The organism is Enterococcus sp. 3H8_DIV0648 (assembly GCF_002140655.1).
Taxonomy (GTDB): Bacteria; Bacillota; Bacilli; order Lactobacillales; family Enterococcaceae; genus Enterococcus_A; species Enterococcus_A hulanensis.
The window spans coordinates 1,521,342-1,542,684 of the sequence record NZ_NGLG01000001.1; the positions used below are offsets into that span (position 1 = coordinate 1,521,342).

Consider the following 21,343-nt stretch of genomic DNA (forward strand, 5'->3'; position numbering starts at 1 on the left):
CGTTAATCCTGAGCAAAAGCCCGTCTCTCTATTTTCAGCAAAAATATCAGCATCATTATAAGAAAAGCCGCTTTCACTTTCATTTGCCCGAAAAATAATCTGCCATTTTTTCGCTTCGGGATCAATAAATATAGGAGCTGTTTTAAAGCTGTCTCTTATACACATCTAGATGTGTATAAGAGACAGATCTAGTCCATATTACATTTTATAGTATTGTCGCAACAGTCGCAAATTGAATAGGTCTTATTCGTTCAGTAAATCAACTAATTTCAAGATCGTCTTCCAGTTACGCGCGGTTAATTCATCAGATAGTCTGTTTAATTGAGAAGTCAATTTTGAAAGTCGAATATTTTTTTCCGTAAGATAATAAATATTTTTTGATCTCACAACTGCTCGCTCTCCTGCATAAGATAGCTCCTGTTCTGCTATTTCTTTTCCAGAAAAATAAACGTAAAGATGTGCTATTTGAGAATCACTACTTTCTACTTCAGCAAGCTCTTCAACTGTAAATGGCAGACTTTGAACCATTGACAGCATTTCTGATTTTGTTCGGTAAATGATCGGTACCGAAAACCCAAATTTCTTAACAAAAGCATCTGTCACTAACTTAGAGAGTTCATTTAACTCTTTGTCGCTTGTAAAAAGAAGATTCCCACTTTGAATATAACTGCGGACATTCACGAAACCGAGTTCTGTAAAAAGTTCTCTTAACTCTTTCATCTTAACTATATTTTTTCCACCAACATTTATTCCACGAAAGAATGCTAGATATCGCATCGTTTAAATCCCTCATTCCAAAAAAAGGCGGACAGTTTCGTCCGCAGCTATTGATACATACTAAATTTTCTTAACCCGAAAAAGACAAAAAGCACGATCGCAAAAATAAAAAATAGAACAGCAGTAACTCGTGCACGTGTAGAAAAGCGATCTTGGGAATAAGGAACAGCTAATGCCCAGCCTGACAAGGCTCCTCCTATGATACCGCCTAAATGCCCCCAGATATCAATCGTTGAATCAAACAGCCCGAAAGCTAGATTCATTAAGATGAACAATGCAAATTGTCTGGTCAGCGCTTGAATCGCTCCGTTATCACGATAATGAAGGCCTACTACCAAAAAAGCACCGAATAAACCAAAGATTGCCGTGCTGGCTCCACCAGATAAAGTAGTTGGTTGATTAAAAGCAAAACTTGCAAAATTTCCCATTATGCCACTCAATAAGTAAATAATCGCAAAGCGCCAGTGTCCAAAAATTGCTTCACACTGCTGTCCCATGTAATAAAGAACAACGCCATTTAATGCAAAATGCATCAGGCCAAAATGAATGAACATGGGTGTAATGAAACGCCAATACTGATGCTGCCAAATAACCGACGGCGAGAACATCCCTAATTGATTTTCAATTGATAACCCTGGTAATAAATATTGCATCAAGAAAACAATTGTATTAATTGCAAAAAGTGTATACATTACATACGGTTTATCTTTTCTCATATATCTACCTCTCTCATCTTTGATTTCTCTTGGAAAACAGGCTCAGCCTAAGACAGAAATAATTGCTGAACCGGTTGATCGAATTCTTCCTTCTGCCATTCTTCCATTAACTGTTCAGCAAAAACAAAGCTGCAGGTTCTTCCTTTAAAATTTGCTAAATAGCGATCATAGTAGCCGCCGCCAAAACCAATGCGATAGCCCGCTCGATTAAAGACTAGACCGGGAACAATTAATAAGTCCAAGTCATCTGACTTTGCTGCGGCTTCAACCGCTGGTTCTTCAACACCAAATTTTGTTGGATTAAAATCTGTTTCATGATCAATCCAATGAAAAACCATTTCACCTTTTGGTAGCGATTTAGGGACAGCGATCTTTTTCCCTTCCCCAAAGGCTCGTTGAATCAATGGTGAAGTTGGAAACTCGAATTTGGTTGCCATCGTCACACCAATAGTCTCCGCTTCTCTCCACGCTTCACTCTGAAAAAACTTATCCAAAATAAGCTCAACTTGAATTTGTCTTTCTCCGTTATTAGCTAATTTTTGTAGTCGTGTAATTGCAAGCTGTCGAAGTTTTTCTTTCTCCATCCATTCACCTTCTTATCTAGAAATACTAACAAAATCGAAACAAAATAAAAAGGGGATTACTCCCCTTTAACAAAATCACTAGAAATTTGTCTAGCAATAGCCAAACCAGCGATTGCATTAAAGTGCAAATGATCCCCGCTATCAAAATTCATCTTTAAATATCCTGGTGCTCCTTCTACGATGTCGGCAAAGTCCCATAGATCATCATAATTTTTAGCTAACCATTCGTTAATTTCCTTACGCAGTTTTTCTTTCGTTTCATTCATACCGGAGTTGCCCAGACAGGGGGTTAAGGTGCACATTTGATAAGCAATATTTTGTTTTTCACAAAATCGAGTTATTTTTTTGATCTCTGTTTGAAAACTCTCCAATGTAAGTTCATCATTAATCAAATCGTTTATACCGATCGATACGATCACTTTCCTAACATTGCTGTGGCTGTTCAAACAATTTTCCAATCGCTTCAAAGCATTATAGCCATAAAAAAGGTTTTGCGGATCTTTACTAACAGTGTCAGTACTCGATTTTAACAAACAGCTGCCATTAATACCTTGATTGACCAAATAAAGATTTTGTTTACGCAATTTTCTTTGCAATGGTGCTGTCCAAGTTGCACCCTCAATTAAGGAGTCTCCCAATGCCACTATGCATTCTCCACTAGTCTCCGCCTCAATTGCCGTTAATCCTGAGCAAAAGCCCGTCTCTCTATTTTCAGCAAAAATATCAGCATCATTATAAGAAAAGCCGCTTTCACTTTCATTTGCCCGAAAAATAATCTGCCATTTTTTCGCTTCGGGATCAATAAATATAGGAGCTGTTTTAAAGACCTCATTCGGCGCTATAGAAAAATCAGGAAGCATTTGACACTTGTCATTTGTTTTAAAAGATAAATTTTGAATCTGTTGCTCATGCGCACCATATTCATGCGTAAATACCAAGCGGATTTTTTCAACCGGAGCGATTTGCCGCAGCGTTAATTGAATCAGTCCTGTTGTGTCACTGTGGTGGGTAATTCCTCTTTGCGCGTGGCTCCAGATCGTCGTCCAAGTCATCTTATCCCTCCTCATTTCTAATTACTTTTTCTCAACAACTGCAAAACAAAGTACGGTGCACCGAGCAACGCGACAATAATTCCAGCAGCCATTTCACCACTAGGTAAAATTACCCTTGCTAAAACATCACTAAACAGTAATAAAATCCCACCGATCAAAGCAGTCATCATCAACGTTTGGTTATTCTTACGCCCTGTTAATTGACGGGCAATGTGAGGGGCAATCAAACCGATGAAACTGATGCTTCCGGCAATCGAGACACTCACTGCTGCTAGACAAACTGCACAAATTAAAAAGAATAGCTGTGTTCGTTTTAGCTTCACACCTAATCCGACAGCCACATCGTCACCTAACTCCAAGACTTCCAGCGAACGCCCCCTCAATAAGACCAAAGGCAAGAGACAGATAATCCATGGCAGTAATAATAAAACATGCTGCCAAGTCGTGCCCCAAATCGTTCCGGCAAGCCATGACGTCACGAATTGATAATTATCTTTAGAGACTCGAATGGTTCCCAGCAGTGTCAATGCCGAAATCCCTGCATTGACTGCAACCCCGGCTAAAAGCAATCGATTAGGTGTAATTCGTTCAGATTGCCGACCAAAATAATAAACCATTCCCGTTGCAATAAAACTACCTGCACAGGCGATCAACGGTAAATACCCGCTGCTTTCTCCGGTAGCAAAAAAACCTAAATAAATCAAAACCGTCAATCCTGCGCCCGCATTGATCCCTAAAATTCCCGGATCAGCCAAATCATTATGAGTAATCGTTTGAAATAAGTACCCAGATACCGCTAAACCCATTCCCGCTAGGATCGAAACCAGCAGTCGCGGGAAACGAAAATCAAAGACAATCAATTGCTGACTGGTCGTAGCAGTATTCTGAAAAACTCGCAGCAGATCATTTATCGTCAATGGAATGGTACCGACAGTCAAGCTAAGCAGCATTCCAATAATCAGTAAAAGAAGCAATATCAGCCAACCTATTTTTTTCCTCATAAGCTTCCCTTCCTAATTTGTAAAAGTAAAAATGGTACCCCAATGATCGTGATGATCACTCCAGCAGGTGTCTCTAAAGGCGGTGCGATCAGCCTTGAAGCAATATCAGCTACAACAAAAAATAAAGCTCCAAATATTCCAGAAGCTGGAATCACATAGCGATAATCATATCCAACAAAAAAACGAACTACGTGAGGAACAATCAAACCGATGAAGCTAATCGTTCCAACTAAAGCCACTGAACTGCCCGCCAATAATAAAACAAAGAACAGACTCAATTGCCGGATTCGACTAGGATTTTTACCTAACGAAATTGCGGTATCATCACCTAAACTTAATAGAGTAATTTGTGGACTAATCAAACAAGAACCTAAGATTCCAAGCAGGATCAGCGGAAAAATCGTTTGCAACTGTTGCCACGAAATATTAGCGGTACCGCCAACAAACCAAAAGGTCATATCCTGATTCAAATCAAAGATCAGACTGATACTTTGGCTGACAGCAGCAAAAAATGAACTTAACGCGGCCCCTAACAAAACGATTCGAACTGGCGATAAACTAAAGGACACTCTAGTCGAAATCAAATAAATCAATAAAATCGAAACTGATGCTCCGATGAATGAACCAATTACACCCATTGCTGGCGAAGGATTGGCATTTAGTGCAAAGACCAATGCGAGGCCTAAGCCTGCGCCGGAATTGATTCCTAATAAACCAGAATCAGCGATGGGGTTTGATGTGATTCCCTGTATCAAGGCGCCAGATATGGCGAAGGACGCTCCGACTAAAACCGCGCCAAGCATTCTTGGCAGCCGTAAATAACGAACCAATTGTTCCCCCTGATTCGCAGGATCGAAGTTCAAGATCGCTTGAGAAACATCGGACCATTTGCTCGTAACTGCCCCATATCTCAAAGACAAGATCATTGCTGCAGCAAGTAAAATCACAACAACAGGAAAAAAATATTTTCGTTTAGCCATCTCCTAATGCTCCTTTACTAAGTCATACGCAATAACTAAGGGTTTGTCGCTATTAGGCAAAGTGGCAAAAGTCGCTTGTATATCAAAAAGATTTAATAATTTGTCTGCCGTAAAAATTTCCTTCGGTGTTCCTTGAAAAACCAACTCACCTTTTTTCATTCCTAATAAATAATCGGAAAAACGCGAAGCATGATTTAAATCGTGAATCGTCATCAAGATCGTTTTTCCTTGCCGATTGATTTCTTGCAGCAACTCTAGGATTTCCAATTGATGGGCCGGATCTAAAAAAGTAATCGGCTCATCTAAAATTAAAATATCCGTATCCTGTGCTAAAGCCATCGCTATCCACACACGCTGCTGCTGTCCACCAGATAAGGTGGTCAAATTACGATTCTTTAAATCTTGCAGATTCGTAGCCTCTAAAGCCCAGTTGATTAATTGATGATCTTGTTCTTTTAATCCTGAAAAACCTTTTTGATAAGGAAATCTGCCATAGGCCACGATTTCTTCAACAGACAATCCATTTATTTGATTGCTAGTTTGTGATAATGAGGCAATTTTTTGTGCAACTGTTTTAGTGTCTAATCGCTGAACATTTTCACCATCAATCAGGACCTCTCCTTTGGCCGGCTCAAGAATCCGGGCTAAGGCTTTTAGAAACGTCGATTTGCCACTGCCGTTTGGACCAATCAAACTAGTGATCTGTCCTTTGGGTATTTCTACTGTGATATCATTCACAACTATTTTTTTATCGTATCCGATTGAAAGATCAGTCGTATTTAATTTTGTCATAGATCTTCCTCATTTCTCTGATAATCGTTCTCAATTATGACCTTCTTTTTCATCATCGTCAACTGTCAATTAAAGAAAAATCCCTGTTGACACCCCTTGTGCTTTCGGTAATAATATCAATTGAGAACTTTTCTCAATTAAGCATGAAGGAGTTTTTTTATGTTCAAAAAAATAGTTTTAGGAACCGCTTCTCTGTTAGCGCTATTTAGCTTAGCTGCTTGTGGACAAAGCAGTGACAGTAAAGATACAAGTAACGATACTCGGACTTTGACCGATGCTCAAGATCACAAGGTCGAAATTCCTAAAAAACCAAAGCGGATCATCGCCTCATATTTAGAGGATTACCTAGTCGCTTTGGACGAAAAACCTGTTGCACAATGGACCGTTGGTGAAGGTAAGATTCAAAATTATCTGCAAGATAAATTAAAAGGTATTCCAACAATTAATTATGACCTGCCATACGAAGATGTGCTGAAATTTGAACCTGATCTATTATTAATCGGCTCAAACGGCTCACTTGAAGGTGGAAAATACAAAGAGTACGTAAAAATTGCGCCAACTTATGTCGTAAAAAACGGTGAAGAGGTTACGTGGCGTGAGCAATTAGAAGATATTGGAAAAGTTCTAGGTAAAGAAGATAAAGCCAAAGACGTCGAAAAGGATTATGATCAGCTAGTCGACAAAACAAAAACAGAGTTGAAAGATAAAATCGAAGGCAAATCTGCTGTTGTTTTGTGGGTGACAAATAATTCAGCCTTTATGGTGGCCGACACTCGTTCTAGCGGCCAGCTGCTTTATCAAGAATTAGGTTTTGTCGTTCCCCAATTAACTAAAGATATCAGCAAAAAGGCAACCGCGGACTTCTCTCCAGTTTCATTAGAAAGTTTGTCCCAGTTGGACGCAGATTATATTTTCTTAGTTAACAGTGATTCTGGTGCTGCAATGTTTAAAGATCCGTTATGGAGCAATATCCCGGCGGTAAAAAATAATCACTTATATGAATTTGACGGTGAATCAAGCTGGTTATACAATGGACCAATCGCCTATACCAAAATGGTTGAAAGCATTCGTGATGTTTTAAAATAAAAAATGCCGAGCTGATCGAGACTGCTTCTTTATAGCAGTTTCTCGATCAGACGGCATTTTATTTTTTACTGCGACGTGTTCGGGTAACAGCTGTCGCTTCTTCTTTTTTAGCCAAAAATTTCAAACGATAAGGTTCATGATAACGAACGCCATCCTTAACAAAATCTCCGCCAACAATAAATAAGCCAATTGGTCTTAATGGTTCGCTTTGTCGGATTGTCCCAATGGTTTCCAGTTCACGATAATTTTTTCCAATTTGTAACTGATATGTTCCTGCGTCTATCTGTTTCACATAGTAATAAGGATACAATGTATTCTCTTCAATCAAGAAACCCTCTTGCTTCGTTAGATCTCTCGTTGTAATTTCTTTTCCCTCAATCAATGCTTGAATGTTTTCTACTAAAATCAATTGATAGTCTTCATTAAAATCAACTGGGACTTCCTCGGCCTGTTCAAAAACTTTTTTCTGTTTTTTAGACTCTTCATTTTGAATATTAAACGCATCGTCTGGTAAATATTTAACGAAAAGCTGCGTGATATCCCCTTTTAAATTTTTATCCAAAAAATAATAGAAGAAATTCAAAACAATGAAATAGACCAATCCAATAAAAACCAAACTGTAGATCACTAATTGAATATAATTTTGGTTCAGCCAGAGTCCATAAACGATTCGCAAAATATAAACAGTTGGAATAATGCTCAATAACGTATACGCTCGATTCGAATATTTAGGACTGATATCCAAGAAGCCTAAAAACTTGTTTAACCCATTGATAACATCTAAAAGTATTGTCATTGATTATCACCCGCTTCTGAGCCAGCAGGTTCATTCGCTGGCTGCTGTTGTTGTGTTGGTGTTGTTTGTGATTCTACCGTTGATGAAGACGGAACAGTGGATTCACTAGGGATTGAAGATTGCGAATTTTCGATTTGATCGCTTTCAATCGTGCTCTCCCCTGCATTATTGTTTGCATCAGGTTCTTCAAGTGACGACTGCTCATTAGTCGTTCCTGTCTCATTCGTCATACTATTTGAATCAGAAGAAGAATCGGTCATACTGGTGGTAGAAGATTCTGTCGTCGGTGTCGTAGCCTTCACTTGACGATAGCTGGAATTATTCAAAATTCCAGAAGTTGTAGCAATCAAAATCGACAATGTTAGAAGAGCAATCGGCTTCAAAATCGGTGGCACTTTGCGCATCTGATCCTTCCTTTCTATAATTGATTTGTTTAATAACTAGTTTTATCATTGTAAAGTTAGCTTTTGTTTAGGATTCTGTGAAGATTCTATGTAGATTTCTAAAAAATTTCGCAAGCGCCATTTAGTCAGTGAGAAAAAATAAAAAAGCCAGCAATCGAATTTGATTGCTGACTCGTAAGTGCAATTATTTTACTTCTTTATGCAAAGTAACTTTGCGTTCGCGTGGGCAATATTTCATTTTTTCCAAACGATCAGGGTTGTTACGTTTGTTTTTATTTGTTAGGTAGTTACGTTCTTTACAAGAAGTACATTCTAAAGTGATGTTTACGCGCATGATTTTCCCTCCCCTGCAAATACAAGTTTTCCAAGATATTTCTCAGACTTTGATATCATATCATGTTTTTATTTCTTTGACTAGTCTTTTTGCTATTTTTGTTAAGTAGTTCTACTTGACGTTTTTAAAGCTGCACTTCAATGTCCTTAGCAATATCTTCTGGCTTCGTTTGCGATGCATAGCGTTTTACCACGTTTCCTTCACGGTCGACGAGAAATTTTGTAAAATTCCATTTGACTGCTTTGTTAAGTAAACCACCTTGCGCACTCTTCAAGTAGCTGTATAATGGATCTTCGTTTTCTCCGTTCACATCAATTTTAGCAAATGTTTGGAAGGTTGTATGATATTTCAACTGACAAAATTCCGCCACCTCCACATCGGTCCCTGGTGCTTGATTTCCAAATTGGTTGCAAGGAAAATCCAGAATTTCGAATCCGTTGCCTTTATATTGGTCGTATAAATTTTGTAATCCTTCATATTGTGGTGTGAAGCCACAACCAGTTGCGGTATTGACAATCAAAAGAACTTTTCCTTGATAATCTGATAAAGACTTTTCGTTTCCGTCTGTTTGTTTCACTTCAAAATTGTAGACTGACATACTTAGCACTCCTTTTTGTATAAATTATTCAAGTTAAAATTTCATCAAAAAAAGCTAAGGAGCATCGCTCCTCAGCTTTATTGTACGCCATATGTGTCGGCAAATGCATTTATTATGTCTTTTGCAATGGCTTTGTTCGTATCGTCATGTTCTTCATCCAAGTTTGGCAGCATCACACTAATGGCAATTTGAGGATTGTCATAAGGTGCGTAAGCCACGATATTACTATTGATGGTGTTTGTACCATCCTTTGCCACCGTTTCGGCCGTACCTGTTTTGGCAGCCGGATCTAGTTTAGCAGAAGCTAAATCTTTAGCAGTAGTATATGGATCTGAGCCATGGACCGCTTGGTAGAAACCTTGCTTAATGATTCCCATCTGTTCAGCTGTAATATTGACTTGATCTAGCTTCTTGCCAGTGATTTCTTTTTGCAGAGCTCCTAAGCCGCCGCTGTCATTATTGCCATAGATTCCCTTTACAACATGAGGAGCAATTCTTGTACCGCCATTGGCAACAGTTGAGGCATATTGTGCCAACTGCATCGGTGTATACGTATCGTACTGTCCAAATGACAAGTCAAGCAGATTACCGCCACCAGGTGCATTATCTGTCCCAAATTGGTCATTGACTAAACCGGGAGATTCATTCGGTAAATCAATCTGCGTTTTTACCCCCATACCATATTCAGCGAAAGCATTCCGCAACTTATCGTACATTTCTTTGGAAGATGCACTTTCAGGTAAAGTCATATTCTGCTGGTATTCAACCCCCAGCATCCGCAAGACGATCTGCATCATATAAGCATTGGAAGACCATTCAAGAGCTTTTACTGTATTTAGAGGAATTTGATTCCCTAAAGCTTTATTATAGATTGATCCTTTTAGTGCTGTACCGGATAATTTAATCGGCTGATCAATCAACGTATCATTTCCTGTTATTGCACCAGTTTGATAGCCCGCTGTAACTGTCCCTGCTTTAACTACCGAACCTGGTTCAAAAGCACTAGTGATCGTTCCTAAAGTATTTTCTTCTATTTCTTTACTATTAGCATCATGAGTGAAACCAGTCATCGCTAAAACTTCACCGGTATTTGGATTCATCGCGACAGCATAGGCACCTGGTGAATATCTCGCAACACCGCTATCGACTAATCCCTGATAATGCTTTTTCAGAATATCTTCGACCTTTTTCTGGAAGTCTGAGTTGATCGTTAGGACAATATTTGACCCTTTCTCACCTTTTTTGACTTCTTCCTGCTTCTCGATATTCCCGTTCTGATTCAAAGTAACTTTGTACTCGCCTTTTTTCCCTTGAAGCTGTTCTTCATATTGCTTCTCTAAATAGCTCTTACCAACACGATCATTGCGGGCATAGCCCTTTTTCAACAAAGCATCTGCTTCTTCAGCCGGCAAGCCTTCTTTTTCAGTAGTGATCGTTCCTAAAATACTTTTCAATGAACCTTCAAGTGCATCGTTATATGAGCGATCCCAGTCAAGACCTGTCGATACACCTGGCAAGTCTGAAGCACGTTCGGCAACCACCGCTAATTCTTCATCTGTCACACCTTCATTTTTTATAAAGACGGTACTGAGTGATGAAGCAGCATTCATTCGTTTAAAGATCGTTGCGATTTTCAACTGTTCATCATTGAGTTGAATTTCGCTGTCTTTGACTTTATCGACTAATTTTTGATATTCATTCGTAGTATCAAGATTCTTTTCTTTGAAAGATAGCCGTTCTTCGGCTTCCTTCAGATGGTCCTCATCGGCTAACCAATAATCCTTTTTATCACGCGTGCTCAAATTATCATCTGCCGGCACATCAATTAAATTATTTAATTCAATCGCCAGTTTAAGAATGTCCTTAGCTTCCATCTGATTTCCGCGAGTAAAGGTAATCGCACGATTTGCTGTATTTTTGACCAATGCTGTTCCGTTGGCATCATATATCTCCCCACGAGGCGCATTTTCCTTTACAGTGATCGTTGTTGAAGCCTTCATTTCGGCTTTCATCTTGTCACCTTCAACGATCTGTAAGTAGCCTAATCGTGAAACTAGGATTACAAACAAGCCAAAAATGACAAAAAACAGAAAGTTCAACCTAAAAGGGATATGGCTTTTATTTTGATTACGTCCGCCTTCGTCCGCAAGCTTCAATTTTTCGAAAAATTTCTTAAATGGATTCGTTATTTTCATTCATCTGTTCCTTCCACTTTGACAGTTACTTGTCTTATTGTAGCCGAAAAAGGATTTTTTCAAAAGGATTAATCGTAGTTCCTTTACGATAGTTTAAAAACTTTAAGTTCTTTTACGTTTAAATGGCCGAAGTGTTTCACACAAACAATTATTTTTTTAACACATATCCATTCGTTTGCATAATAGCTGGATTTCATACAAGCTCAAAACTCATATTCCGTGAAACATTCTTTTTCGATTTCATTTGTGGAAAACTCCTGCAATTTAAACAGCGACTATTACGCATTTTCTTTAAAAAGTTTTCCACAAATGAATTGGAATTTCTCGTACGCTGCTTAATTCTACTAATTGCTGAAATAGATTTGACCAAAAAAAAAACGGTGAGCGAACTCACCGTTTTAGCTTAATTACGACTTAGGTTGTCAATATCATCTTTGATTGCTTCAACAAACATATTCAAATCTTGTACTTCTTGTTCTTCACTACCATAACGGCGAACATTAACAGAAGCATCATTCACTTCCTTGTCCCCAATTACTAATAGATAAGGAATTTTTTGTGTTTGTGCTTGGCGAATCTTGTAGCCAAGTTTTTCATTGCGGTCATCAACCTCAACACGCACACCTTCACGAACCAAACGATCTTTCACTTCATATGCATAGTCGCCATGATGTTCTGGTGATACCGGCAAGATCGCTACTTGTTCTGGAGCTAGCCAAGTTGGGAAAGCACCTTTATATTGTTCAATCAAGTAAGCAGTAAAGCGTTCCATTGTTGAAACAACACTACGGTGAACAACAACTGGACGATGTTCCTTACCATCTTCGCCGATATAAGTTAGATCAAAACGTTCAGGCAATAAGAAATCGAATTGAATAGTAGAAAGTGTTTCTTCTGTTCCTAGTGCTGTGGATACTTGAACATCCAGCTTAGGACCATAGAAAGCAGCTTCGCCATCAGCTTCAAAATAATCAAAGCCGGATTCATCCATTACTTCCTTCAATAGACCTTGAGATGTTTCCCACATTTCATCGTCGTCAAAATATTTTTCAGTATTTTCAGGGTCGCGATAGCTTAAACGGAATCGATAATCTTCGAAACCAAAATCTTTATATACTTCTAAGATCAAATCTAACGTACGGCGGAATTCTTCCTTGATTTGGTCTGGGCGAACAAAGATATGCGCATCATTCATTGTCATTTCACGAACACGCTGCAATCCTGATAGTGCACCAGATTTTTCATAACGATGATCCATGCCAAGTTCAGCTAAACGAATTGGCAATTCACGATATGAATGAATATGGTTTTTGTAGATCATCATGTGATGCGGGCAGTTCATTGGACGCAGCACCAATGATTCTTCGCCATCACCCATATCCATGATTGGGAACATATCTTCTTTATAATGATCCCAGTGACCAGATGTTTTATACAAACCAGTATCAGCTAAAACTGGAGTGTAAACATGTTCATAGCCCATTGAGATTTCTTTGTCAACGATGTAACGTTCAATGATCCGACGAATTGTTGCACCTTTTGGCAACCAGAATGGCAAACCTGAGCCTACTTCTTGAGAGATCATAAACAAATCTAATTCTTTTCCAAGTTTACGATGATCCCGTTCTTTGGCTTCTTCACGCATCTTCAAGAAATGATCTAAGTCTGCTTGGTTGAAGAAAGCCGTTCCGTAAATCCGTTGCATCATCTTGTTATCAGAATTTCCGCGCCAGTAAGCACCTGCAACAGATAACAATTTGAAGATTTTGATTTTTCCTGTTGATGGCACATGCGGTCCGCGACATAAGTCAGTGAACTCCCCTTGTGTATAAGCAGTGATGACTTCATCTTCAGGAAGATCAGTGATTAATTCTACTTTATAAGGATCGTAGCTAAAGAAATCCAATGCTTCTTGACGACTCATCACTTTACGTTCGATTGGCAAGTTTTCTTTAATAATCTTTTTCATTTCTTTTTCGATCGCTGGAAAATCTTCTTCGCTGATTTGACTTTCGCCATTGTCAGTATCGTAATAGAACCCTGAATCAATCGCTGGCCCTACACCAAAATGCATATTTGGAAACAGGCGGCGGATTGCTTGCGCCATTAAGTGAGCGCTGGAATGACGAACAAGCGGTAACGCTTCTTCATCTTTTTCAGTCACGATTTTTAATTCCGCGTCTTCTTCGATTGCACGATTTAAATCTTCTAACTCGCCGTTTACTACGACAGCTAATGCTTTTTTGGCTAATGAACTAGAGATACTTTTTGCGATCTCTAAACCAGTAATACCATTATCAAACTCTTTTGTTGATCCATCTGGAAATGAAATTTTTACCATCCTGTACTTCCCCCTTAATTAGTTTTGATTGATAAAAAAAAGTCCTAGTACCGATAATCGGTACTAGGACGAATAAACGTGGTTCCACCTAATCTTTGAGCAGAATTTCTGCCTCTCACAAGCGATAACGGCGCTGCCCGCCTCTGCATTTACGCAGAAGTCTCTGAAAGTGGTCATCCCTTGTGCTTGTCTGGAAAAGTTTCAGCCGTGCTTTTCCTCTCTGATAAACAGCTTTCAAGTTCAGGTGTCTTTCTTCATCAATCAATTACAAGGTAATTATAAACACTTATTGATTTGAAATGCAAGTATAAGATGAACTATTATTTCCACTTGCCGCCTTGTGCGTATTTTCCTTTTTGCATTTCATTGATGATGACGTGGATATTTTCTTTAGGGGCACCAGCTGTTCTTGATATTGCTTCGGTTACCTCTTCCACCATCTTAGTTAATTGTTCCTCTGTTCTTCCTTCGACTAACTCAATGTGAACAAATGGCATAATGAATCGCTCCTTTGACTTTTATATTCTTTCGTTTCATATTTTATCATAATGAGGAATAAAATGAGTCTTCTACCTACATCCCTATTTTTTTCAAAACTTTAAATGATATTAACTGACATCCGACATAGCTGTCGGTAATTATCAAACGAGCCAACTGCTTTTCTTTCCTTTAAACCTATAAACATTTCTCCATTAATTTAAAATGTCTCATCAAAAACTTTCGATTTCAATTATTAACCTTTACAAAAAACATTTTCCTGAGTCAAATCGTTATTGATAGCCCTTTCTCCATGGTACAGTATAGGCATAAGAATGGGGGAAATAATATGGATATCTATTTGCACTTTAAAGATCAGGCAGCAGAAGCAATCACTTATTACGAAAAAGTATTCAAGACAGAACCCGCGAAAATTATGACTTTTGGCGATATGCCCCACGACGATGAGCACCCTGTTGATGAAAATATGAAGGATCTAGTAATGAACTCGAATCTGAAAATCAATGATACCAATGTCATGATTTCTGACAGTCCTGAAGGCATGGCTCCTCCCTTAATCATCGGAAATAATGTCGCTTTAGTTTTCAATGCAGCTAGTGTTGAAGAAGCCACAGAAATATTTCAACTATTAGCAGAAAAGGGTGTTGTTTTATTACCTCTTGAACAAACCTTTTGGGCAGAATTATACGGAATGGTCAAAGACCGATATGGGGTAGTTTGGCACATTAATCTTTACTAATAAGAAAGGATGATCTTTCATGGAACAGAAATTTGGCTGCTGTCTTTGGTTTGATGGTCACTTGACCGAAGCGGCTGACTTTTATTTGAAAACATTTGAAGACAGTAAAAAAATAGATGAGACTCATTATATTACGGATGAACACGGAAAAATCGGCGACTTGTTAACCATCGCTTTAGAATTAGCTGGATGCGAGTTTCTTTTATTGAATGGCGGATCAGATTTCAAACCGACACCTGCGATTTCCTATGTCGTCAACTGCGAAAATGAAAAACAGTTGAATGACGTCTGGAGTCGGTTGAATCAGGATGGAGAAACTTTGATGCCCCTAACTACTTATCCTGAGCTTGGAAAATTTGGTTGGACAAATGATCGCTATGGTTTTTCATGGCAAGTTCGCTTAGGCGACAGTTTGCAAACAATAGTTCCATGTATCATGTTCGCTAACGAAAACTACGGTCTGGCTCAAGCGGCAATTGACGAGTGGATTGCTGCTTTCGGTGGAAAACAGACCTTTGTGATCAAAGGAAAAGAAGATCGTCTGCGTGCCTCCGGCTTTCAACTTCGCGGACAGGAGTTGATTATCATGGATAGTCCAGAAAAACACGATTTTGATTTTTCTATGGGAAATTCCTTTTACTTTTATTTTAAGGATCAGGCAGATATCGATCAGGCTTGGGAGGCAATTACTCGTGACGGCAAAGAATGGCCTTGCGGCTGGATGGAGGATCGCTATGGCGTCTATTGGCAAACAGTTAATCAAAAATTGCTGGACTGGACCAATGACCCAGACATAGAAAAGGCTCAGCGCGCAACGCAAGAAATGTATAAAATGAAAAAAATCGATCTCGCTCAGATTCAACGAGCACACGATGGATTAAATTAATTTCAGTAAAAGGAGATGGGACTGCCTGTCTCCTTTTTTTGCTGAAATCAGCCTTTTGCTTCTCCTCACTCTTATGTGATATACTATTATGCTGTTATAAACAGTTGACGGAAAAACAAAGGAGGATGCTCAATGAATGCGAGAGAGTATGAACAAGAGCACGTCCAACAGACAAGCGCTTTGATCCAACAAGAAATTGCATTTTTAGACAACCAAAAGAAAGAAACAAAATCAAAATTTGATAACGATATGCGGGAAAATGCCGGGCAAAGAGTTCAAGGCGGTTCCTTTGAAGCATTGGCGGAAACAATGGCGGAGACACGCCAACACGAAGCCGAACTGCTTTTACGCTATCAAACATTTGCCTCACAGGAAAAGCGGCAAAAAGTATTGAAATTAATGGGTGCCAATCCTTATTTTGCGCGAATTGATTTCAAAGAAGATCAAGAAGCGGAAACACTTTATCTAGGCATCGCCTCTTTGCGTGACACTCAAGAGGAAACAGTCGTCATTGATTGGCGCGCTCCAATCGCTAATCTTTATTACGAAGGAACTTTAGGTCAAACACAATATGAAGCTCATGATGCGATTATTCCTATCGAACTCTTATTAAAACGACAATTTAAAATTCGCGAAGGTCAAATCTTATCGATGGTTGATACCTCAGAGGCAATTAATGATGATTTTCTATTGGAGATTTTAGACGAGGCTTCTTCTAACCATATGAAGAATATCGTTGCGACGATTCAACATTCACAAAATGAAATTATTCGTGATACAAATAGTAAAGTTTTAGTCGTGGAAGGAATTGCCGGAAGCGGAAAAACTTCCGCTTTGCTTCAACGGGTCGCTTACCTGCTTTATCATAATCGGAAATGGCTGGATAACGAGCAAGTCTTACTATTCTCACCTAACCATATTTTTTCGGATTATATTTCAACTGTCTTACCTTCACTTGGCGAAAGCGGCATACCAACTGAAACATTCAAGACTTTCTTAAGTGCCCTATTGCCTACTTATCAGATTCACACAGAAGAAAGCCACGAAGAGGTCTTTCTTTCAGGGCAAGATGACCGCGTATTACGCGCAAAGAGCAGTAACGCAATCGTGCAAGAATTGTACAAATATGTCGAACGGATCACAGACCTTGGCCCATTGTTCCGCGATCTCAAGTTGAACCAAGATGTTTTGATCTCGAAAAAGCAAATTCGCAATTGGTATCAAGAAGCCAATCCTGAATTACCAATGTATCAGCGAATGCAGTTATTACAGACGAAGCTCTTGAAAAAATTGGGTGGCTTAGAAAAAGATGAAATGAAAAAGGATTGGGCTAAAAAAGCCGCAGATGAATTAGTTGAAGCGGTATTTGCCAATAATCCCGATATGGAAGATTCTGAAAAAGCAGAACGTCGTTTACGGCGGCAAATGGCGCAAAAAGTCGTCCGTAAAAAAATGCGGCCGATCCGCAGACAAATCAATCGTTTTGCTTTCATTAATTACGCAAAACAATACCTGCACTTTTTACAAAATGTGCCAAACCAGTTATTGGTCCACTATCAATTAACAGAAGAGCATTGGAAAACGATGCTTGAGGAATTGCGCAATGATTTCAAACGGAAGGATATCAGTTTAGAAGATGGGACTTTGATGTTTCTTTTAATGAAATCCATCCATCCGTTAGACGTGAAGCAAAAAGCTCGATTCATTTTTATTGATGAGATGCAAGATTTCTCGCCAGCGCAAGTCGCTTTATTACAAAACCTATATCCTAAAGCTACTTATACTTTATGCGGCGACTTGAACCAGAAAGTTTTCGGCAACGAAAGTATGGTTCATTCGTTAGAAGAGATTTTCCCAGATCAAACCTTGACTCACTTTGAATTAACAACCAGCTATCGTTCGACTGAAGAAATCACTAACTTTGCAAATCAATTCTTAACTCAGGAAAACCGCGTCGAATTGACTGCGCGTGTTGGTGATCTGCCAAAGGTTTATTATGCAAATGATTCTCGGCAAATGATCGATGGTTTAATTCATCAGATTGAAGAAACTTCAGAGCTGGCCAAATACTGGCGAACAGCGATTATCGCAAAAACTGTTGAAGACTGTCAAGCGCTCTATGAACAATTGACACCTGAACAAAAAGATCAAGTCCAATTGCTGACGGATGAAGAAGACTTTATGAAAAAAAGTCTGATCATCATTCCTACTTATTTAGCAAAAGGCTTGGAGTTCGATCGCGTGTTCGCTTGGAATGTTTCACCTGAAAATTATCATACTGAGCAGGATAAACTAATTCTCTACACCGTTTGCACCCGTGCAATGCATGAATTGAATCTTTTAGTCATTGGTGAAAGAAGTCCTTTACTAGAAATGATGCCAGAAAATCTATATGTTCCAGAATCATTAAACTAGTATCTCTCAGACAAAAAACAAAAATAGCCGACCAAATCTAAAAAGATTTGGTCGGCTATTTTTATTTAGATTAATCGTCTAATTCAACGTTATGATAGACCTGTTGAACATCTTCTAGTTCATCCAGCACATCAATCATTTTTTCGAATTTTTCTAAGTCTTCCCCAGTTAAGGTCACTTCATTTTGAGGAATCATTTGCATTTCCGCAACTGTAAATTCTGTAATGCCTTTTTCTTTCAAGGCTTCTTGAATCGCATTGAAGTCTTCTGGTTCGCCGTAAACAATAATTTGTCCTTCTTCATCTACAACATCGCGAACATCAATCTCTTTATCCATCAAATACTCCAAGATCTCATCCGCGTCATCCCCAGCAAAACCAAATAATGCCGTATTGTCGAACATATAAGCAACCGCACCAGAAACACCCATGTTACCGCCATTTTTACCAAAAGCAGCGCGAACATCTGAAGCTGTCCGGTTTACATTGTTTGTCAAAGCATCTACGATGACCATCGAACCATTCGGTCCAAAACCTTCATAACGCAATTCTTGGAAAGTTTCATCGCCAGAGCCTTTAGCCTTTTCGATTGCTCGATCAATAATATGTTTTGGAACATTGTACGTTTTGGCACGCTCAATTACGAAACGCAATTTTTGATTGGCATGCGGATCAGGTTCTCCTGATTTCGCTGCCGCATAAATCTCGATTCCAAATTTAGCGTAAATTTTACTGTTGTTTGCATCTTTCGCAGTTTTTTTAGCTACGATATTCGCCCATTTACGTCCCATGTTTTCACTTCTCTTTCGTTAATTTCATACTTTCCCATTATAACGACTCACTTGCGCTTTGGAAAGTATTTTTTATGTTCGAATAGGAAATCGACCGATTGTTTGTTCTTTGGGATGAACCAATTGATAGATTTGATCAGCACGATAGGTCAAAAAATGCTTTTCCTTCTCCTGTTGTCCAATCTTTGCGGCAACCGGCAAGCTAAATTGCTTTTTCTTTTCATTCAAAAAAGCTTGACCTTTTTCAGTGAAGCCTAATATATGAAGCATTGAATTTTCTTGCTCTTTTTTTATTTCCGCCTCTGTGATTTGCAGCAAAACATACGTTAAGAGCCGTTGAAGCCGCGGTTGAGTATAGCGTTTGGTACTGATGATCTGCAAATATTTTGAAAAGCTATCTGCTTCCTGTTCAATTAAACGATGTTCAAGCCCTTCTCTCATTTGATAAATCTCTCGAAGGCAGGCTAAGGAGCTGGCTCGTAATTGATAATTTAGAAACGGCCATAAATCTGTCCACGAAATATGCGTATCACTTAATTCTTCCAGTGTCTCAGTTGGGACAAATGAAGAAACATTCTCATCAGCCAAAACAGCCTGCCGAATTCCAGTAGCACTTGCAAACTGGTCCACAATCAATGATTCATCATGATATCCTTGATCTTTTCTAGCCAAAGGAAAAATTTCCATCGGATGCTCATAAAGAGCATTTTCCTTTGCATAGCTTAGGCCTAGAATATGATTCGGAGGAAAATCTTGGGCCTTCGGATATAACCGTGAAACAACTTCTGCCATTTTTTCCGGATAACTCCAGCCAATTGGCAACTCATGGAATAATTGGTCGATCGCAGCTTTCTCTTCAATGAAGAAACGGCCATAAGCAGCATAATCAAATTGATATCCGCTGTCAGTACCAAAACATAATGCATCACAGTTCAACGCTTGTAATAGTTTGATACTGCCCTTCGCAAAATAGTCTGCCGATTGGACCGCCCAAGAAAACGGCAATTCAACAACCAAATCAACACCATTCTGTAATGCTGCCTTGGCTCGCGCCCATTTATCAATGATTGCCGGTTCCCCACGTTGTAAAAAATTGCCGCTCATGACTGCGACAACAACCTCTGCACCACTTAACTTGCGAGCCATCTGCGCATGATAACGATGCCCATTATGAAATGGATTATATTCTACTACGATCCCGCAACTTCGCATCTTGTTGCCCCTTTCTAATAACAAAAAAACCGAGATTCCTCTCGGCTATTTTTGACAGACAAAAAACCAGCGTTTACTTGTCTCCATTGGTTCATCATCCATGAAGTCTGCAAAAACTTCCACCTTAAAACCAACCTCAGTCAGCATTTTTTGATACATTTCCAAAGAATAAGTTCGTTCTTTATGAAGTTCATCGAATCGTTCGAACATCTCGCCTTCTTTTTTTACAAAGAAGGTTAAAAAATGTTCAATGCTATGGGATGAATCACCAGAATAACTATCCCAAAGAAAAGCAAAGTCTTCGGTTTGATCATGAAAACTATAATCGGGAAAAACTTCATCTATTTGATAGATCGAGTGAACATCGAAAATAAAGGTTCCCGATTCCTCCAATAGCTGATAAACGCCCTTGAAAACTTGTTGGACTTGCGTAGCATCCTGCATATAGCAAAGCGAGTCAGAAAAACACGTCACAGCTTGATATTTTCCAATATCGGTTAAATCCAGCATATCTCCAGCAACCCAGTTGATAGAAACATCCTCTTGAATTGCACGATCACTGGCCAATGTCAGCATTTCTTCTGACAAATCTAAGCCTGTCACATCAAAACCTTTTTTAGCAAACTCCACTGCTAATGCACCGGTTCCGCAAGCCAGCTCTAAAACTTGGTTCGTAGCCTTTGGCAAATGACGCAATGAAAAATCAAGCCATTGCTGATACAAAGAATCATCCATTACCTCATCATAGACAAAAGCAAAGGTCTCATACGCCATTAGTCCAACCAAGCCTCGATATTTTCAAGCGGTGCATCCGACCATAATTTTTCTAAATTGTAAAACTCACGTTCTGAAGTACTGAATACATGCACGATCACATCGCCTAAGTCGATCAAGACCCATTTTCCGCCGTCTTTTCCTTCGACACGTTTCACTTCAACTTGTGCTTCTTCTTCTTTATCGACAACCTCATCCACGATCGCATTGATTTGACGATCAGAGTTAGCTGAACAAATCATGAAATAATCCGCCAATAATGATACTTGCGAAACATCTAATGCCACGATGTCAACCGCACGCTTTGAATCGGCTGCCTTCACGGCAATTTCTAACATATTTTTACTCTCTATGATAATTCTCCTCCTTATTT

The 21,343-nt window shown here is 39.0% G+C and carries 22 protein-coding genes; 4 read left to right on the forward strand and 18 right to left on the reverse strand.

The annotated features are described in order from the left end of the window. Window positions 1-243: 243 nt before the first annotated feature. The 7 genes from A5875_RS24125 to A5875_RS07065 are packed head-to-tail and all read right to left on the reverse strand — an operon-like array spanning window position 244 to window position 5,902. Entirely contained in the window at window positions 244-777 is a 534-nt protein-coding gene (locus A5875_RS24125) for a DUF1697 domain-containing protein (protein ID WP_088932944.1), read from the reverse strand. 47 nt (window positions 778-824) lie between these two features. Further along, window positions 825-1,493, reverse strand: a complete 669-nt coding sequence (locus A5875_RS07040; protein ID WP_088932945.1) for a rhomboid family intramembrane serine protease — start codon at window positions 1,491-1,493, stop codon at window positions 825-827. 47 nt (window positions 1,494-1,540) lie between these two features. Beyond that, entirely contained in the window at window positions 1,541-2,077 is a 537-nt protein-coding gene (locus tag A5875_RS07045) for a 5-formyltetrahydrofolate cyclo-ligase (RefSeq protein ID WP_088932946.1), read from the reverse strand. Between the two features lie 56 nt (window positions 2,078-2,133). Continuing rightward, on the reverse strand, window positions 2,134-3,129 hold the full coding sequence (locus tag A5875_RS07050; protein WP_088932947.1) for a GDSL-type esterase/lipase family protein: 996 nt from the start codon (window positions 3,127-3,129) through the stop codon (window positions 2,134-2,136). 17 nt (window positions 3,130-3,146) lie between these two features. Further along, entirely contained in the window at window positions 3,147-4,130 is a 984-nt protein-coding gene (locus A5875_RS07055; protein ID WP_088932948.1) for a FecCD family ABC transporter permease, read from the reverse strand. Then, window positions 4,127-5,110 carry a FecCD family ABC transporter permease gene (locus A5875_RS07060; protein WP_088932949.1) on the reverse strand — a complete coding sequence of 328 codons (984 nt, stop codon included), beginning with the start codon at window positions 5,108-5,110 and terminating at the stop codon, window positions 4,127-4,129. The genes A5875_RS07055 and A5875_RS07060 overlap by 4 nt, the downstream gene beginning before the upstream one ends. 3 nt (window positions 5,111-5,113) lie before the next feature. Further along, a complete protein-coding gene (locus A5875_RS07065) occupies window positions 5,114-5,902 on the reverse strand; it encodes an ABC transporter ATP-binding protein (protein WP_088932950.1) in 789 nt (262 codons plus the stop codon). Between the two features lie 159 nt (window positions 5,903-6,061). Here A5875_RS07065 and A5875_RS07070 point away from each other — a divergent pair, with 159 nt between their 5' ends. Then, on the forward strand, window positions 6,062-6,988 hold the full coding sequence (locus A5875_RS07070) for an ABC transporter substrate-binding protein (protein WP_088932951.1): 927 nt from the start codon (window positions 6,062-6,064) through the stop codon (window positions 6,986-6,988). A 58-nt stretch (window positions 6,989-7,046) separates the two neighbouring features. Here the strand turns inward: A5875_RS07070 and A5875_RS07075 are convergent, their stop codons facing one another. From A5875_RS07075 to A5875_RS07105, 7 genes are all read right to left on the reverse strand, one after another. Then, the gene (locus A5875_RS07075) at window positions 7,047-7,784 is read right to left on the reverse strand and encodes a DUF6681 family protein (protein ID WP_088932952.1); all 738 of its coding nucleotides are present in this window, start codon (window positions 7,782-7,784) and stop codon (window positions 7,047-7,049) included. Continuing rightward, the gene (locus A5875_RS07080) at window positions 7,781-8,188 is read right to left on the reverse strand and encodes a hypothetical protein (RefSeq protein ID WP_088932953.1); all 408 of its coding nucleotides are present in this window, start codon (window positions 8,186-8,188) and stop codon (window positions 7,781-7,783) included. The genes A5875_RS07075 and A5875_RS07080 overlap by 4 nt, the downstream gene beginning before the upstream one ends. Window positions 8,189-8,372: 184 nt before the next feature. Beyond that, window positions 8,373-8,522, reverse strand: a complete 150-nt coding sequence (gene rpmG / locus A5875_RS07085) for a 50S ribosomal protein L33 (RefSeq protein WP_010740369.1) — start codon at window positions 8,520-8,522, stop codon at window positions 8,373-8,375. Between the two features lie 124 nt (window positions 8,523-8,646). Further along, window positions 8,647-9,120, reverse strand: a complete 474-nt coding sequence (locus tag A5875_RS07090; RefSeq protein ID WP_088932954.1) for a glutathione peroxidase — start codon at window positions 9,118-9,120, stop codon at window positions 8,647-8,649. A gap of 77 nt (window positions 9,121-9,197) precedes the next feature. Continuing rightward, a complete protein-coding gene (locus tag A5875_RS07095) occupies window positions 9,198-11,315 on the reverse strand; it encodes a penicillin-binding transpeptidase domain-containing protein (RefSeq protein WP_088932955.1) in 2,118 nt (705 codons plus the stop codon). Between the two features lie 403 nt (window positions 11,316-11,718). Then, on the reverse strand, window positions 11,719-13,656 hold the full coding sequence (gene thrS / locus A5875_RS07100; protein WP_088932956.1) for a threonine--tRNA ligase: 1,938 nt from the start codon (window positions 13,654-13,656) through the stop codon (window positions 11,719-11,721). Window positions 13,657-13,976: 320 nt separating this feature from the next. Beyond that, complete coding sequence (locus A5875_RS07105; protein WP_088932957.1) at window positions 13,977-14,153, reverse strand: 2-hydroxymuconate tautomerase; 177 nt, start codon at window positions 14,151-14,153, stop codon at window positions 13,977-13,979. A 329-nt stretch (window positions 14,154-14,482) separates the two neighbouring features. On the opposite strand from A5875_RS07105, the gene A5875_RS07110 reads away from it, so the two are divergent. The 3 genes from A5875_RS07110 to helD all read left to right on the forward strand — a co-directional run bounded on the left by A5875_RS07110 (window position 14,483) and on the right by helD (window position 18,194). Next, entirely contained in the window at window positions 14,483-14,893 is a 411-nt protein-coding gene (locus A5875_RS07110; RefSeq protein WP_088932958.1) for a VOC family protein, read from the forward strand. A 19-nt stretch (window positions 14,894-14,912) separates the two neighbouring features. Further along, a complete protein-coding gene (locus tag A5875_RS07115; protein ID WP_088932959.1) occupies window positions 14,913-15,779 on the forward strand; it encodes a VOC family protein in 867 nt (288 codons plus the stop codon). 132 nt (window positions 15,780-15,911) lie between these two features. Beyond that, window positions 15,912-18,194: an RNA polymerase recycling motor HelD gene (gene helD / locus A5875_RS07120; protein ID WP_088932960.1), complete on the forward strand. Its 2,283-nt coding sequence runs from the start codon at window positions 15,912-15,914 to the stop codon at window positions 18,192-18,194. A gap of 70 nt (window positions 18,195-18,264) precedes the next feature. Here the strand turns inward: helD and A5875_RS07125 are convergent, their stop codons facing one another. From A5875_RS07125 to rsfS, 4 genes are all read right to left on the reverse strand, one after another. Continuing rightward, entirely contained in the window at window positions 18,265-18,984 is a 720-nt protein-coding gene (locus A5875_RS07125; RefSeq protein WP_088932961.1) for a YebC/PmpR family DNA-binding transcriptional regulator, read from the reverse strand. A 72-nt stretch (window positions 18,985-19,056) separates the two neighbouring features. Then, window positions 19,057-20,196 (reverse strand): nucleotidyltransferase, encoded by a 1,140-nt coding sequence (locus A5875_RS07130; protein WP_088932962.1) that lies wholly within the window; start codon window positions 20,194-20,196, stop codon window positions 19,057-19,059. Window positions 20,197-20,241: 45 nt separating this feature from the next. Continuing rightward, window positions 20,242-20,970 carry a class I SAM-dependent DNA methyltransferase gene (locus tag A5875_RS07135; RefSeq protein WP_088932963.1) on the reverse strand — a complete coding sequence of 243 codons (729 nt, stop codon included), beginning with the start codon at window positions 20,968-20,970 and terminating at the stop codon, window positions 20,242-20,244. Then, window positions 20,970-21,308 carry a ribosome silencing factor gene (rsfS, locus tag A5875_RS07140; protein WP_088932964.1) on the reverse strand — a complete coding sequence of 113 codons (339 nt, stop codon included), beginning with the start codon at window positions 21,306-21,308 and terminating at the stop codon, window positions 20,970-20,972. Before rsfS ends, A5875_RS07135 begins: the two co-directional genes overlap by 1 nt. Window positions 21,309-21,343: the final 35 nt, after the last annotated feature.

Coding starts and splice junctions, on each gene's coding strand:
- A5875_RS24125 (WP_088932944.1), bottom strand. CDS start 777: ATGCGATATCTAGCATTCTTTCGTGGAATAAATGTTGGTGGAAAAAAT.
- A5875_RS07040 (WP_088932945.1), bottom strand. CDS start 1,493: ATGAGAAAAGATAAACCGTATGTAATGTATACACTTTTTGCAATTAAT.
- A5875_RS07045 (WP_088932946.1), bottom strand. CDS start 2,077: ATGGAGAAAGAAAAACTTCGACAGCTTGCAATTACACGACTACAAAAA.
- A5875_RS07050 (WP_088932947.1), bottom strand. CDS start 3,129: ATGACTTGGACGACGATCTGGAGCCACGCGCAAAGAGGAATTACCCAC.
- A5875_RS07055 (WP_088932948.1), bottom strand. CDS start 4,130: ATGAGGAAAAAAATAGGTTGGCTGATATTGCTTCTTTTACTGATTATT.
- A5875_RS07060 (WP_088932949.1), bottom strand. CDS start 5,110: ATGGCTAAACGAAAATATTTTTTTCCTGTTGTTGTGATTTTACTTGCT.
- A5875_RS07065 (WP_088932950.1), bottom strand. CDS start 5,902: ATGACAAAATTAAATACGACTGATCTTTCAATCGGATACGATAAAAAA.
- A5875_RS07070 (WP_088932951.1), top strand. CDS start 6,062: ATGTTCAAAAAAATAGTTTTAGGAACCGCTTCTCTGTTAGCGCTATTT.
- A5875_RS07075 (WP_088932952.1), bottom strand. CDS start 7,784: ATGACAATACTTTTAGATGTTATCAATGGGTTAAACAAGTTTTTAGGC.
- A5875_RS07080 (WP_088932953.1), bottom strand. CDS start 8,188: ATGCGCAAAGTGCCACCGATTTTGAAGCCGATTGCTCTTCTAACATTG.
- rpmG (WP_010740369.1), bottom strand. CDS start 8,522: ATGCGCGTAAACATCACTTTAGAATGTACTTCTTGTAAAGAACGTAAC.
- A5875_RS07090 (WP_088932954.1), bottom strand. CDS start 9,120: ATGTCAGTCTACAATTTTGAAGTGAAACAAACAGACGGAAACGAAAAG.
- A5875_RS07095 (WP_088932955.1), bottom strand. CDS start 11,315: ATGAAAATAACGAATCCATTTAAGAAATTTTTCGAAAAATTGAAGCTT.
- thrS (WP_088932956.1), bottom strand. CDS start 13,656: ATGGTAAAAATTTCATTTCCAGATGGATCAACAAAAGAGTTTGATAAT.
- A5875_RS07105 (WP_088932957.1), bottom strand. CDS start 14,153: ATGCCATTTGTTCACATTGAGTTAGTCGAAGGAAGAACAGAGGAACAA.
- A5875_RS07110 (WP_088932958.1), top strand. CDS start 14,483: ATGGATATCTATTTGCACTTTAAAGATCAGGCAGCAGAAGCAATCACT.
- A5875_RS07115 (WP_088932959.1), top strand. CDS start 14,913: ATGGAACAGAAATTTGGCTGCTGTCTTTGGTTTGATGGTCACTTGACC.
- helD (WP_088932960.1), top strand. CDS start 15,912: ATGAATGCGAGAGAGTATGAACAAGAGCACGTCCAACAGACAAGCGCT.
- A5875_RS07125 (WP_088932961.1), bottom strand. CDS start 18,984: ATGGGACGTAAATGGGCGAATATCGTAGCTAAAAAAACTGCGAAAGAT.
- A5875_RS07130 (WP_088932962.1), bottom strand. CDS start 20,196: ATGCGAAGTTGCGGGATCGTAGTAGAATATAATCCATTTCATAATGGG.
- A5875_RS07135 (WP_088932963.1), bottom strand. CDS start 20,970: ATGGCGTATGAGACCTTTGCTTTTGTCTATGATGAGGTAATGGATGAT.
- rsfS (WP_088932964.1), bottom strand. CDS start 21,308: ATGTTAGAAATTGCCGTGAAGGCAGCCGATTCAAAGCGTGCGGTTGAC.